The organism is Streptomyces sp. NPDC059740, from assembly GCF_042733155.1.
Classification (GTDB): Bacteria; Actinomycetota; Actinomycetes; order Streptomycetales; family Streptomycetaceae; genus Streptomyces.
The window spans coordinates 87,560-101,282 of record NZ_JBHWGP010000024.1; the positions used below are offsets into that span (position 1 = coordinate 87,560).

Here is a 13,723-nt window from a genome sequence, read left to right on the forward strand (position 1 = left end):
CGGGTGGCAGGGGCCGGTGCCGGGGCGCACACGGCGGCGGGCCGGCGGCCCGGTGCCGTCGGGGCAGACGGTGAACGAGCACCGGGAGGTGAGGTCGTGACGTCCGGTTTCCCCCAGGAGGGCGGGCCCGCCCTGGAGACCCTGCCGTCCGCGAGAACCGCGGAGCGGATCGCTCACAGACTGGCCGCGGCCATCGCGACGGGCCAGTACCGGCGGGGGGACCGGCTGCCGAGCGAACGGGACCTGGCCGCCCGGCTGGAGGTGAGCCGCGACAGTGTCCGTGCCGCGTTGCGGCGGCTGGTGGCGGACGGACTGCTGCAGATCCGGCGGGGCCGGGGCGGGGGCGCCTTCGTGAGCGCGGAGTGGGCCGACGCCTCGGCCGTCTCGGTGCGCCACACGCTGGTGGAGCGGCGGACGGCCGTGGAGGTGCTGCTGGACTACCGCTGCCTGGTGGAGGAGTTGGTGGCGCGCACCGCCGCCGGGCGCGCGGACCTCGGCGACCGGCGGTCGCTGCGGGAGCTGCTGCGCGAGGCCGCCCGGGCGCCGTCGACCGGCGCCGGGCGTGCGGACGCCGCGCTGCATCTCGCGGTCGCCGAGGCCACCCACAACGCCCGGTTGGTGGCGCTGCACCGGCGGCTGCTGTCGGAGGTCGTCCTCGGCGGGGCCGTGCAGCCCTGTGCCGCCCGGCTCGGGCACCGGTCGCCGCCCGACCACCAGGCGCTGGTCGCCGCGGTCTGCGCGGGCGAGGCGGAGGAGGCGGCCCGGGTCGCGGGGCGGCACTTCGCGGTCGACGGCGAGACCGTGCGGGCCGTGCTGCACCGGGTCGAGGCCGCCGGCAGCACGCCCGGCGGCCCCTGACGGCCGGGCCGTGACCGCCTCGCCGCGGGGCGGCCGGGCCTTTGCGGAGTGCCCGGTTCCGCGCCGCGGCGGCAGGCGGTGGGCCGTCCTCCACCTGGCCGGACAGCGGAAAGGGGGCGGCGCGCAACCACGTCGCTGTCCTATGGTGATCTCCGTGACGTTCCCTGCCTACCTCCGGTTTCCCGATGTCCAGGGCGAGTTGGTCGCCTTCACCGCCGAGGACGACGTCTGGGTGGCCCCGCTAGACGGCGGCCGTGCCTGGCGTGTCAGCGCCGACAACACCCCCGTCGACCATCCCCGCATCTCGCCGGACGGCCAGTGGGTCGCCTGGGCCTCCACCCGGGACGGTGCCCGCGAGATCCACCTGGCCCCGGTGGAGGGCGGCCCCTCGCGGCGCCTGACGTACTGGGGCAGTGCCGCCACCTCCGTACGGGGCTGGACCCCGGACGGCGAGGTGCTGGCCCTCGCCTCCCACGACGCCCACTCCGCCCGGCTGACCCGGGCGCGTGCCGTGCCGGTCGACGGCGGTCCCGCACGGACCCTGCCGTACGGCCCGGTGGGCGCGGTGGCCTGGGGCGGGGAGGACGGCGTGCTCCTGCTGTCCGCGCCGATGGGGCGGGAGGCGGCCTGGTGGAAGCGGTACCGGGGCGGCACCGCGGGCAAGCTCTGGCTCGGCGACGGGCAGGAGTTCGCACGGGTCCACGCCGACCTCGACGGCAACATCGAGTACCCGATGTGGGTGGGCGGGCGCATCGCCTTCCTCTCCGACCACGAGGGCGTCGGGGCGCTCTACTCCTCCCAGCCGGACGGCTCCGACCTGCGCCGGCACACCGACGTCGACGGCTTCTACGCCCGTCACGCCGCCACCGACGGCACCCGGGTCGTCTACACCTCCGCCGGCCGGCTGTGGGTCCTCGACGACCTCTCCGGTGCCGAGCCGCGACCGCTTCAGGTGCGGCTGGGCGGCCAGCGCACCGACCTGCAGCCCCGGCTGATCCGCGCCGACCACCACCTGGGCGCGGCCTCCCCCGACCGCACGGCGCGCGGCAGCGCCGTCGAGACCCGGGGCGCGGTGCACTGGGTGACCCACCGTGACGGCCCGGCGCGGGCGCTGGCCGCCGAACCGGGCGTGCGGTGCCGGATGCCGCGGACCTACCACGTGGAGGGCGCGGCGCACGTCGTGTGGGTCACCGACGCCGAGGGCGAGGACGCGCTGGAGTGCGCGCCCGCCACCGGCACCGCCCCCGGCGTCGCCTCCCGCCGGCTTGCCGCCGGCCGGCTGGGGCGGGTGGTGCAGCTCGCGGTCGCCCCGGACGGGTCCCGGTTCGCGGTGGCCTCGCACGACGGGCGGGTGCTGGTCGTCGAGCGCGAGTCCGGTGACGTCCACGAGGTGGACCGCAGTGACCACGGCGACGCCTCGGGTCTGGTCTTCTCGCCCGACTCCGCGTGGCTGGCCTGGTCCCACCCCGGCCCCGAACCGCTGCGCCAGGTGCGGCTGGCCCACCTCGCCGACCTGTCGGTGGCCGAGGCGACGCCGCTGCGGTTCCGCGACTACGAGCCGGCGTTCACCGCCGACGGCAAGCACCTGGCGTTCCTGTCCGAGCGCACCTTCGACCCGGTCTACGACGCCCACGTCTTCGACCTCGCGTTCGTCGGGAGCTGCCGCCCGTACCTGCTGACGCTCGCGGCCACCACGCCCTCGCCCTTCGGACCGCAGCTCCACGGCCGGACCGCCGAGCGGGGCAAGGGCGACGAGGAGGAGGGCGACACCTCCGGCACGCCCGTCACCCGCATCGACCTGGAGGGGCTCGCCGACCGGATCGTCCCCGTGCCGGTGGCGGCGGCCAACTACTCGACGCTGCGGGCCGCCAAGGACGGCCTGCTGTGGCTGCGCCACCCGGTGCAGGGCGTTCTCGGCTCCTCGCGCGCCACGCCCGACGCCCCCTGGCCGCACACCGTCCTGGAGCGGTACGACCTGGACCGGCTCCGCTCGGAGGAACTGGCCTCCGAGGTGGACGACTTCGCGGTGAGTGGCGACGGCAAGAAACTGGTGCTGCACACCGACGGCAAGCTGCGGGTGGTCCCCTCCGACCGCAGCGCCACCGGGGACGACGACGGCTCGGACGGTTCGGTCACCGTGGACCTCTCCCGGGTCCGGCAGCGGCTGGACCCGGCGGCCGAGTGGCGGCAGATGTTCGACGAGGCCGGCCGGCTGATGCGCGACAACTTCTGGCGGGCCGACATGAACGGCGTCGACTGGGAGCAGGTCCTGGAGCGCTACCGGCCGGTGCTGGAGCGCGTCGCCACCCACGACGACCTGGTCGACCTGTTGTGGGAGGTGCAGGGCGAACTGGGCACCTCGCACGCCTACGTGCGCGCCGGCGGCGGCGGCTCGGCCCGGGTGGGCCGGCTCGGCGCCGACCTCTCGCGCGGCGAGGACGGTGCGTGGCGGGTGGACCGGGTCCTGCCCTCGGAGACCTCCGACCCGGCGGCCCGTTCGCCGCTTGCGGCGCCGGGGGTGGCGGTGCGCCCCGGGGATGTGATCCTGGCGGTCGACGGGACGCCTGTCGACCCCCTCGCCGGTCCCGGGCCGCTGCTGACGGGTGCGGCCGACAAGCCGGTGGAGCTGACCGTGGCGCCCACCGGCGGCGGTGAGCCGCGGCACGTCGTCGTGGTGCCGCTGGCGGACGAGGAGCCGTTGCGCTACCACGCGTGGGTGGCCGGGCGGCGCGAATGGGTGCACCGGGTGTCCGAGGGGCGCCTGGGCTACCTCCACGTCCCCGACATGGTGGGGGCCGGCTGGGCACAGCTCCACCGCGACCTGCGCCTGGAGGTGGGCCGCGAGGGGCTGGTGGTCGACCTGCGGGGCAACCGCGGCGGCCACACCTCGCAGCTGGTGGTGGAGAAGCTGGCGCGCCGCATCGTGGGCTGGGACCTGGCCCGCGGCATGCAGCCCACCAGCTACCCCATGGACGCCCCGCGCGGCCCGGTGGTGGCGGTGGCGGACGAGTTCTCCGGCTCCGACGGCGACATCGTCAACGCGGCGATCCAGGCGCTCGGGATCGGCCCGGTGGTCGGCACCCGGACCTGGGGCGGCGTCATCGGCATCGACAGCCGCTACGAGCTGGTCGACGGCACCGGCGTGACCCAGCCCAAGTACGCCTTCTGGCTGGAGGGTTACGGCTGGGGCGTGGAGAACCACGGGGTGACCCCGGACGTGGAGGTGGTGATCGCCCCGCAGGACCACGCCGCGGGACGCGACCCCCAGTTGGACGAGGCGGTCCGCCTGGCCCTCGCGGCGCTGCAGGAGAGGCCGGCGAAGACGCCGCCGCAGCTTCCCTGAGGCGTGCGGTGGACGGCGCCGCGGTGGCCCTGGCGGGCCGCCGCGGCGCCGTCGTCCGTCCTCGGTGCGGCGGCCGGTGCACGACGTCGCACCTTCGGCGGCAGCGCCCGGCTCCGCCCCGCCGGCACCACGGCCTCGTTCTCGTCCTCGACGTGGTCGGCCGGCCGCGCCCGCCCCGCGCATCAGGTGGAGTGAGCCCCATCTCCCCGGATGCCCATGCCAGTTCCTCTGGTACAGACCTTGACCGCAGGGGAAGGCGGTGGAAAATTCGCTGCTGTGTACGCTCCGGGGTCCCTGGGACGACGGTGGCGTGCGCGACCGAATGTGCGCCGGGCCGGCGAGCACCGCCGGCCCGGCGTGGTGTGCGCGGCTACTGCGGCCCCACCCCGGCCAAGGGGTGGGGGGCGGGGCGGGGGCCGTCGTGCGCCGCTCAGGTGCCCCGTCTGGGAGGACAGCGTGCGATACCACAGACCCCTCGGCGACCGGGTTCGCCGGCGCGTCGGACACCGGCGGCTCATGGGAGCCCTTCTCACCTCGGCGGCCCTCGCCGCCGTCGCCGTTCCGGGCGCCTCCGCGACGCCCGTGCCCACGGCGGCGGACTCCGGCCGTGCGGCGCCCTACATGAACCCGCGGCTGCCGGTGCAGACCCGGGTGAAGGACCTCCTCGGCCGCATGACGCTGCAGGAGAAGGTCGGCCAGATGACCCAGGCCGAGCGGGCCTCGGTCGACGGCGACCAGGGGCAGATCACCGACCTCGCCCTGGGCTCGCTGCTCTCCGGCGGCGGCTCCACCCCCACCTCCAACACGCCCGAGGCCTGGGCCGACATGGTCGACGGGTACCAGAAGCGGGCCCTCGCCACGCGGCTGCACATCCCGCTGCTCTACGGCGTCGACTCGGTGCACGGGCACAACAACCTCGTCGGTGCGACCGTCTTCCCGCACAACATCGGCATGGGCGCCACCCGTGACCCCGCCCTGGTCGAGCAGGAGGCGCACGTCACCGCCACCGAGACCCGGGCCACCGGCCCGCAGTGGGTCTTCGCCGCGTGCAACTGCGTGGTCCGGGACGACCGCTGGGGACGCACCTACGAGAGCTTCGGCGAGGACCCGGCGCTGGTCTCCCGCATGGAGACCGCCATCGACGGCTTCCAGGGCGACGGCAGGGGCGACCTGTCCCACCCCGACCGGGTACTGGCCACCTCCAAGCACTTCGCGGGGGACGGCGACACCACCTACGGCACCTCGACCAACGGTGACTACACCCTCGACCAGGGCGTGACGATCACCGACCGCGCCCACTTCGCGAAGACCGACCTCGCCCCCTACGTCCCGGCCGTGCGCAAGCACCACGTCGGCAGCATCATGCCGTCCTACTCCAGCGTCGACTGGAAGGAGGACGGTGTCGGCAACCCGGTGAGGATGAGCGCGAACAAGGAGCTCCTCACCGACGTCCTGAAGCAGAAGATCGGCTTCGACGGCTTCCTCATCAGCGACTACAACGCGATCGAACAGCTCCCGGGTGACTACGCCACACAGGTCCGCACCTCGGTCAACGCCGGTATGGACATGTTCATGGAGCCCTACAGCGCGCCCCAGTTCGAGACCACGCTGGTCGCGGAGGTGCAGGCGGGCAGGGTGCCCGTCTCCCGCATCGACGACGCGGTCAGCCGCATCCTGCGCGCCAAGTTCGAACTCGGCCTCTTCGAGCACCCCTACACCGACCGCCGCAACATCGGCACCATCGGCTCCCCGGCCCACCGGGCGGTCGCCCGCAAGGCCGCGGCCGAGTCGCAGGTGCTGCTGAAGAACTCCGGCGGGGCCTTGCCGCTCAAGCCCTCCCAGCGGGTCTACGTCGCCGGCTCCAACGCCGACGACATCGGCAACCAGGCGGGCGGCTGGACGGTCACCTGGCAGGGCGCCTCGGGCGACACCATCCCCGGCACCACGATCCTCGACGGCATCCGGCAGAACGCCTCGCACGTCACCTACAGCAAGGACGCCTCCGCCCCCACCGCGGGCAGCGACGTCGGGGTGGTCGTCGTGGGCGAGAAGCCGTACGCGGAGGGCGTGGGCGACGTCGGCAACGGCCACACCCTGGCCCTGTCCGCCGAGGACCGGGCCACGATCGACAAGGTCTGCGGCGCCATCAGGACCTGCGTCGTGCTGGACGTCTCGGGCCGCCCGCAGATCGTCACCGACGAACTGCCCAGGACCGACGCCTTCGTCGCCTCCTGGCTGCCGGGCAGTGAGGGCGAGGGCGTCTCCGACGTCCTCTTCGGCAAGCGGGCCTTCACCGGCAAGCTGCCGGTGTCCTGGCCGCGCAGCGAGGCGCAGGAGCCCCTCAACGTCGGTGACCGCGGCTACGACCCGCTGTTCCCCTACGGATACGGGCTGACCACCCGCGTCAGCCGGCACTGACCACCCGCGTCAGCCGGCACTGAGGGGTCCTTGCCATACGCCCGCCCGGGCATATGGCAAGGACCCCTGAGACCGGTGTGCGCCGCCCGCCCGCGGTGCGGCGCACACCGGCCCGGCGCCGGGCACGCCTTCCGACCGCGCGCCGGCCCGCCCCTGACGGGGTTCGCGGTGACGCCGTCACCCCGAACCCCCTCCAGGCCGTCGAGCACTGCCCGCGTTCGGGTTCCGCTCCGCCACCGAGGTGACCGTCCTCTCGGCCACCCGCACGAAGGTCCGCCGGCACGGTTCGCCCTCCGGTCTGCCGCCGTCCCGTTTCACCCGCGCCTCCCAGGAAAAGCGCAGGTGGAGAGTTGTGGACCGACAGGCGCCGCCGGCCGCCGGCCGGACGGCGACGGACGGAGGCCAGGTGGCTGACGAGAGGCCCGCAGGGGCCGCGGCACAGAACGAGGGGCCGACCCGGGAGGCCGCGCCCGGAGGGAGAGGGCGGGCCGGCCGGACCGCACCGCTCCCGTTGCCCGGAAGCCCGCGGCCACCCGCCGCGCCCGCGGCCGGATCACCACCGCCCAGCCGCCGCGCGCTGCTCACCGCGGTGGGCGGTGCGGGCCTCGGACTGCTGGCAGCCTGTGCGGGTCCCGCGGGGCGGACGGACTCGGCGCCCGCCGCCACGACGGCGTCCGGTCGGGGACCGGCCGGCCACCGCTCCTCCTCCCCCAGCCCGCACCGCACCCGCAGTCGCCCCGAACTGCCACGCGGCGGACGGACGTTGTTCCCCCGTCACCGGATGGTGGGGTACTGCGGCCTCCCGGGAGCCACGGCGCTGGGACGCCTGGGGACCGGGGACCCTGACCAGCGGGCCGACGAGATCGAGAAGCGCGCACGGGACTACGCCGACGGCCGGGAGCCGCTGCCGGTGCTGGAACTGCTCGCGGTCGTCGCGAGCGCAGGGCCGGGGCCCGACGGCAAGTACCGCACCCGCACCGCCGGCGAGACCATAGACCGCTTCCACGAGACGGCCCGGCGGCACCGGGCGATGCTGCTGCTCAACATCCAGCCGGGCCGCGCCTCGGTGCTGGAGGAGGTGGCGGCGCTGCGCGACTGGCTCGTCCACCCCGACGTCGGCGTGGCGGTGGACCCCGAGTGGGAGATGGGCCCCGGCCAGGTGCCCGGCGACACCTACGGCCACACCGACGGCCGGGAGCTGGGCAGGGTGGCCGCCTACCTCTCCCACCTCGTCGACCAACACGACCTGCCGGAGAAGCCGCTGGTCTTCCACCAGGTCGCCGAGTCGGTGGTACATGAGGAGAAGGCGCTGCGGCCCGCCCCGGGGGTGGCCGTGGTGCAGTGCGCGGACGGCATCGGTTCCGCCCGCCTCAAGCACGCCACCTGGGACCGGCTGGTGAAGCGGACGCCCCCTGGGGCGCACACCGGTTTCAAGCTGTTCTTCCAGGAGGACACCGAGGGGGGCGGCGAGCTCATGTCGCCGAAGGAGGTGCTGGCCCTGCGCCCCACACCGGAGTACGTGATGTACGAGTGAAAGCCGGGCCCTCAGGTGACCGGCCGGGACAGGCGCTCCCGGGCGGCGTGACGGTCGACGCCGGCCTGCGCCAGGAGTTCGGCCGCCGGGTCGGGGCGGGGCCGGTCGAGGAGGGCGAGCAGCAGGTGCTCGGCCGTGATGCGCCGGGCGCCGGCCCGCCTCACCTCGGCGAGGGCGCGGGGGAAGACGGCGCGGGCGCCGGAGGTGAGCGGGGTGCGCTTGCGGGAGGCGGGGACATGGGGCCGTTCCACATCACGGGCGTCGATGCCGATCGCGGCCAGCGCCGCGGTGTCGAGGGCGTCGAGTGCGGCCCGTCCGGTCGCCACGTCCACTCCCAGGGCCCGCGCGGCCGGTGAGCCGGGTTCGCGCAGTATCCCCAGGAGGAGGTGCTCGGTTCCGATGCGGCGGTCGCCGCGGCGCCGGGCCTCCTCCAGTGCCGCGGTGACCGTTGCCCGCGCGTCCGCCCCGAACTGTTCGAACATGCTCTTCTCACTTCCCGTACTTGCTGTGCACGGACTGCCGTGAGACGCCCAGGGCGTCGCCGATCTGCTCCCAGGACCAGCCCTGGGCCCTCGCGCGGGTGACCGCTGCGGCCTCGACCTGCTCCGCCAGCCGGTGCAGCGCTCCCACCGCCCGCAGCCCGACGGCCGGATCGTGCGCCCTGAGGCGCTCTTCGAGCTCACTGTTCTCCACACCTGTCAGCCTGGCCTGACATGCCGCCGATGTCAACCCAGCCTGACACGTGCGACCGGGCGGCGCGGAACCCCGACGCGACATCCCGGCGGGCACAGCGACCCCCGCGGACCGCGACCCACCCGGAGCGCACTGCCGGACCCGACCCAGGCACCCGGCATCGACGCCCGGAAAGTCCCTCTCGTTCCGGCAGTTCCTCCAACCAGGAGCGCCTGGCTGGCACTTGCTATGGCCATTCCTCCTATTGCTTGCAGATGCGAGGCGATCGGGCATACGTTGTCGCGCATGCAGTCCTACACGATCGGCCAGGCGGCGCGGCTGCTCGGCGTCAGCCCCGACACCGCGCGCCGCTGGGCGGACGCCGGACGGGTCACCACCCACCGCGACGAGGGCGGTCGACGCCTCATCGACGGACGCGACCTGGCCGCGTTTTCCGCCGAGTTGGCCCAGGGCGGCGGGGGCGACGAGGAGCCTGCCTCCTCCACCTCGGTGCGCAACGCGTTCCCCGGCATCGTCACCGCCGTCAAGCTCGGCGACGTCGCCGCCCAGGTCGAGATCCAGGCCGGACCCCACCGGCTGGTCTCGCTGGTGACCCGGGAGGCCGTGGAGGAACTGGGGCTGGAGGTCGGCGTCGAGGCCACCGCCCGCGTGAAGTCGACCAACGTCCACATCGACCGCGGCTGAGCCCCGGCGCCGGCATTCCGCCCCGGACCACGAGACACCCCTAGGAGCGCACCCATGCCCGCCAGTCCCACCGGACGACGGACCGCACTCGCCCTGCTCACCACGGCGCTGGTGCTGCCGCTGGCCGCCTGCGGCAACGACGGCGGCGGCAGCCCGGACGCCTCGTCCGCCGGCAGCAGCTCGCCCAGCGGCTCGGCGAGCGCCGCTCACCTGACCGTGCTGGCCGCCTCCTCCCTCACCGACGTCTTCAAGACGGCCGGAGCGGCCTACGAGAAGGAGCACCCGGGGACGAAGGTCTCCTTCTCCTTCGCCGGCTCCCAGCAACTGGCCGCCCAGGTCGAGCAGGGAGCACCCGCGGACGCGGTGGTCACCGCCGACACCCACACCATGGACGGCATCCGTTCCGAGACCGGCACACCTGCGGTGATCGCGAAGAACCGCCTGGTCATCGCGGTCGGCGAGCACAACCCCAAGGACGTGCACGCCCTGAAGGACCTCACCTCCAGCAAGCTGAAGGTCGTGCTCGCCGCGCCCGCCGTCCCGGTCGGCCGCTACAGCCGCCAGGTGCTCGACGCCCAGAAGCTGAAGGTCAAGCCGGTCTCCCAGGAGCCCGACGTCCGGTCCGTCCTGAGCAAGGTGGAACTCGGCGAGGCGGATGCCGGCGTCGTCTACCGCACCGACGCCGCAACGGCCCCCGAGAAGGTCGACGCCATCGACATCCCGGACAAGCAGAACGCCCTGGCCTCCTACCCGGCAGCCACCCTCAAGGACTCCCGGCACGCGAAGGCCGCGGCGGACTTCGTCAAGTGGCTGCGGTCCGCCGAGGCCCAGAAGATCCTCCAGGACGCCGGCTTCCAGAAGCCGTGAACCCGGCCCCGCGTGGGTCCGTCCCGTCCCGGCGGGCCCGCCACCCCCTGACCCCCGCCCCACCGCGAGGACGCTCCTGATGAGACGCCGCCGCGCACCGCGTCTGCGTGCCCCGTTCACCCTCGCGGTTCCGGCCCTGGCAGCGGTCGCCTTCCTGCTGACGCCCCTGATCGGCATCCTGGCCCGCACCGACTGGCCGGACCTCGGCACGCACCTGACCAGCCCCGAGGTCACCCAGGCGCTGACGCTCTCCCTCACCGTCTCCGCCGAGGCGCTGGGACTGTCGCTGGTGCTCGGTGTGCCGCTCGCCTGGCTGCTCGCGCGGGTGCCCTTCCCCGGCAAGACCTTCGTACGGTCCCTGGTGCTGCTGCCGATGGTGCTGCCGCCGACCGTGGGCGGTGTGGCGCTGCTGCTCGGTTTCGGCCGGCGCGGTGTGCTCGGCCCGTGGCTGGAGGGCACCTTCGGCCTGGTGCTGCCCTTCCACACCTCCGGCACCGTCGTCGCGGCCACCTTCGTGGCCATGCCCTTCCTCGTCGTCAGCATGGAGGGAGCGCTCGGCGGGCTGCGTCCCGGCTACGAGGAGACCGCCGCCTCGCTCGGCGCCTCGCCGCTGCGGGTCTTCCTCACCGTCACCGTGCCGATGGTCGCCCCGGGGCTCGCCGCCGGGGCCGCGCTGACCTGGGCGCGTGCGCTGGGCGAGTTCGGCGCCACCATCACCTTCGCCGGAAACCTGCCCGGCACCACCCAGACCCTGCCGCTCCAGGTCTACCTCCTCCTCCAGGACGACCCGGAGGCCGCGACCTCCGTCTCCCTGCTGCTCCTGGCCATCGCCCTGGTGGTGCTGCTGGCGCTGCGGGGCCGGTGGACCGGCGCGCCCCGCACCCGCGCCGCCCGGTCCGCCGCGCCCGACGTCCCCCCGCCGTCCCCCGCGGACGGCCCCCCGCAACCCGTCACGGAACCGGTCGAGCCCTTGAGGGACGGGGCGCGGTGGCCGCTGCACGCCCGGGTGAGCGGCCAGGACCGCCTGGAGCTCTCAGCGGAGGCCGGCACCACCGTCGCCGTCGTCGGCGCCAACGGGGCCGGCAAGACCACGCTGCTGCGGGCACTGCTGGGCCTCACCCCCCGTGCCCGTGCCGAACTCCGCCTGGGCGACACGGACGTCTCGGGACTGCCCCCGCACCGCCGCCACGTCGCCTGGGTGCCGCAGGACGGTGCGCTCTTCCCCCACCTGTCGGCGCTGTCCAACACCGCGTACGGACTGCGGGCGCGCGGTGTGCCGCGGGCGCAGGCCCGCCGTGCCGCCCGCGACTGGCTGGACCGGCTCGGCGTCGGCCACCTCGCCACCCGCCGGCCGGCCCAGCTCTCCGGCGGTCAGGCGCAGCGGGTCGCGCTCGCCCGTGCGCTGGCGGCCAGGCCGCGCCTGCTGCTGCTCGACGAGCCCCTGGCCGCGCTGGACCAGACGACCCGCGCACACGTCCGCCACGCGCTGCGCACCCACCTCAGCGGCTTCCCCGGAGTCTGCCTGGTCGTCACGCACGACCCGGTGGAGGCGGTGGCGCTGGCCGACCGGGTGCTGGTCCTCCAGGACGGCGAGGCGCTGCAGTACGGGACCCCGGCCGAGGTGGCGCGCCACCCGCGCTCGGTGTGGGTGGCCCGGATGATGGGACGCAACGCGTGGCGGGGGACGGCGACCGAGGACGGCCTCGAACTGGCCGGCGGCGGGCGGCTGGTGGTCTCCGAGCCGCTGTCCGCGGGCGGTCCGGCGCTGGCGGTGGCGGGACCGGAGGCGGTCGCCGTCCACCGGGAGCGCCCCGGGGGCAGCCCGCGCAACGTCTGGCCGGGGGTGGTGCGGGAGGTGACCGGCGGCGGCAGTCGGCTGCGGGTGCTGGTCGCCTCCGAGGCGATACCCGACGTGGTCGCCGAGGTGACACCGGAGGCCGCCGCCGAGCTCGCCCTGCTGGAGGGGGCGCCGGTGTGGGTGAGCCTCAAGGCGACCGAGATCTCGGTGGTACCGCTCTGACCCGCGCGGTGTCCTGAGGAGAGGAGCCGCCAGGGGGTGCCGGGCGACCCGCCTGCCGTCGCCTCCCTCATGGGCCTCGACGGCCCGGCCGGACCGCCCCACGCCCACTGCCCGCGGACGCGGCCGGCTCAGGGGTCCTTGCCATATGAGCGTCCGATGAGGTCGCGTGGGCTGGTGCCGTGCATCGCAAGGCGCCGGAGAGTCCTCGTAGCGGAGCTACCAGGGCTTTTCGGCAACGCCGCGAGGTGCGGTGCCAGACCGCGCGGCCCGGGCGGGCATATGGCAAGGACCCCTCAGGAGGTGAGGGCCGCGCTCTGGGCCGCCTCCACGGCACGGACGAACGGCGCCAGTTCGCTCTCGCGCGCCGCCTGGTCCAGTGCCTCCCGCAGCGCCGCGTTGTTGCTGGGACGCGCCTGGTCCAGCAGGGCGAAGCCGTCCCGGGTGACGTTGGTGTAGATGCCCCGCCGGTCGGTGGGGCACAGGTAGCGCTCCAGCAGGCCGCGCTCCTCCAGGCGCGTGACCAGGCGGGTGGTGGCGGACTGGCTCAGCACCACGGCGTCGGCGACCTGCTTCATCTGCAGGTGGCCGCCCTCGCCGTCGTGCTGCCTGCTGAGCACGTCGAGCAGTGAGTACTCCCGCACGCTCAGTCCGTGCCCCGCCTGGAGCACCCGCTCCACGTGGGCCTCGATCCGGCCGTGCAGCACCGAGAGCGCGTGCCAGCTCTGGGCGAGCGCGGTCAGTGCCGGATCCGTGGCGGTCATCGGTGCCTCCTGCGACGAGGGCGGGGACGGGGCTGCGGGCCGCCCGCGGGCCGGGCGGCCCGGGGCGGGGTGGTGACGCAGACCATTCTACAGCGGTTGCCTTTAACCCGCGTCTGCAATTATTGTTTACGCTTGTTAGGCGCTGCCGCTCACAAAGCGCCGTCGCATACACCTCCGAAAGGGACTCCCCATGCCTCTCGCGCTCCTGGCCCTGGCCATCGGGGCCTTCGGGATCGGCACCACCGAATTCGTGATCATGGGACTGCTGCCCGAGGTCGCCTCGGACTTCGGGGTGTCCGTCCCCACGGCCGGATTCCTGGTGACCGGCTACGCACTCGGCGTCGTACTCGGCGCCCCGATCATGACCGTGCTCGGCACCCGCATCTCCCGCAAGCGCATGCTGCTGCTGCTCATGGGCCTGTTCGTGCTCGGCAACCTGGTCTCCGCCGTCGCCCCGGTCTTCGCCGTCATGATCGTGGGCCGGGTGGTCGCCTCACTCGCGCACGGCGCGTTCTTCGGGATCGGCTCGGTGGTCGCCGCGGAAC

At 74.6% G+C, this 13,723-nt stretch carries 10 protein-coding genes and 1 pseudogene; 8 read left to right on the top strand and 3 right to left on the bottom strand.

Going from position 1 to position 13,723, the window contains the following annotated elements:
• Nucleotides 1-96: 96 nt before the first annotated feature.
• The 4 genes and pseudogenes from ACFV3R_RS24010 (at nt 97) to ACFV3R_RS24025 (ending at nt 8,153) form a co-directional block, all read left to right on the top strand.
• Nucleotides 97-858, top strand: a complete 762-nt coding sequence (locus tag ACFV3R_RS24010) for a FadR/GntR family transcriptional regulator (protein WP_385586732.1) — start codon at nt 97-99, stop codon at nt 856-858.
• Nucleotides 859-1,000: 142 nt separating this feature from the next.
• Nucleotides 1,001-4,201, top strand: coding sequence for a S41 family peptidase (locus ACFV3R_RS24015; protein ID WP_385586736.1), 3,201 nt, complete (start codon nt 1,001-1,003; stop codon nt 4,199-4,201).
• A gap of 552 nt (nt 4,202-4,753) precedes the next feature.
• Nucleotides 4,754-6,601 (top strand): annotated as a pseudogene (locus tag ACFV3R_RS24020) (glycoside hydrolase family 3 protein); the annotation flags it as partial.
• A gap of 781 nt (nt 6,602-7,382) precedes the next feature.
• Complete coding sequence (locus ACFV3R_RS24025; RefSeq protein WP_385586739.1) at nt 7,383-8,153, top strand: hypothetical protein; 771 nt, start codon at nt 7,383-7,385, stop codon at nt 8,151-8,153.
• A gap of 11 nt (nt 8,154-8,164) precedes the next feature.
• Here the strand turns inward: ACFV3R_RS24025 and ACFV3R_RS24030 are convergent, their stop codons facing one another.
• Together ACFV3R_RS24030 and ACFV3R_RS24035 are read right to left on the bottom strand one after the other, a co-directional pair.
• Nucleotides 8,165-8,635 (bottom strand): Clp protease N-terminal domain-containing protein, encoded by a 471-nt coding sequence (locus ACFV3R_RS24030; protein WP_385586742.1) that lies wholly within the window; start codon nt 8,633-8,635, stop codon nt 8,165-8,167.
• Nucleotides 8,636-8,642: 7 nt separating this feature from the next.
• A complete protein-coding gene (locus ACFV3R_RS24035; protein WP_385586745.1) occupies nt 8,643-8,846 on the bottom strand; it encodes a helix-turn-helix domain-containing protein in 204 nt (67 codons plus the stop codon).
• A gap of 285 nt (nt 8,847-9,131) precedes the next feature.
• Here ACFV3R_RS24035 and ACFV3R_RS24040 point away from each other — a divergent pair, with 285 nt between their 5' ends.
• From ACFV3R_RS24040 to ACFV3R_RS24050, 3 genes are all read left to right on the top strand, one after another.
• Nucleotides 9,132-9,530, top strand: a complete 399-nt coding sequence (locus ACFV3R_RS24040; protein WP_385586747.1) for a molybdopterin-binding protein — start codon at nt 9,132-9,134, stop codon at nt 9,528-9,530.
• Nucleotides 9,531-9,584: 54 nt separating this feature from the next.
• Nucleotides 9,585-10,397 carry a molybdate ABC transporter substrate-binding protein gene (gene modA / locus ACFV3R_RS24045; protein WP_385586750.1) on the top strand — a complete coding sequence of 271 codons (813 nt, stop codon included), beginning with the start codon at nt 9,585-9,587 and terminating at the stop codon, nt 10,395-10,397.
• Between the two features lie 79 nt (nt 10,398-10,476).
• Nucleotides 10,477-12,417 carry an ABC transporter permease gene (locus ACFV3R_RS24050; protein WP_385586753.1) on the top strand — a complete coding sequence of 647 codons (1,941 nt, stop codon included), beginning with the start codon at nt 10,477-10,479 and terminating at the stop codon, nt 12,415-12,417.
• A gap of 293 nt (nt 12,418-12,710) precedes the next feature.
• Here the strand turns inward: ACFV3R_RS24050 and ACFV3R_RS24055 are convergent, their stop codons facing one another.
• A complete protein-coding gene (locus tag ACFV3R_RS24055) occupies nt 12,711-13,178 on the bottom strand; it encodes a MarR family winged helix-turn-helix transcriptional regulator (protein ID WP_385586756.1) in 468 nt (155 codons plus the stop codon).
• Nucleotides 13,179-13,368: 190 nt separating this feature from the next.
• Here ACFV3R_RS24055 and ACFV3R_RS24060 point away from each other — a divergent pair.
• The coding region (locus ACFV3R_RS24060; RefSeq protein ID WP_385586759.1) for an MFS transporter at nt 13,369-13,723 on the top strand (355 nt) is incomplete at its 3' end.

What these genes read in the sequence shown, in the direction of transcription:
- modA (WP_385586750.1), top strand. Translation starts at nt 9,585, where the DNA reads ATGCCCGCCAGTCCCACCGGACGACGGACCGCACTCGCCCTGCTCACC.
- ACFV3R_RS24030 (WP_385586742.1), bottom strand. Translation starts at nt 8,635, where the DNA reads ATGTTCGAACAGTTCGGGGCGGACGCGCGGGCAACGGTCACCGCGGCA.
- ACFV3R_RS24050 (WP_385586753.1), top strand. Translation starts at nt 10,477, where the DNA reads ATGAGACGCCGCCGCGCACCGCGTCTGCGTGCCCCGTTCACCCTCGCG.
- ACFV3R_RS24055 (WP_385586756.1), bottom strand. Translation starts at nt 13,178, where the DNA reads ATGACCGCCACGGATCCGGCACTGACCGCGCTCGCCCAGAGCTGGCAC.
- ACFV3R_RS24015 (WP_385586736.1), top strand. Translation starts at nt 1,001, where the DNA reads ATGGTGATCTCCGTGACGTTCCCTGCCTACCTCCGGTTTCCCGATGTC.
- ACFV3R_RS24040 (WP_385586747.1), top strand. Translation starts at nt 9,132, where the DNA reads ATGCAGTCCTACACGATCGGCCAGGCGGCGCGGCTGCTCGGCGTCAGC.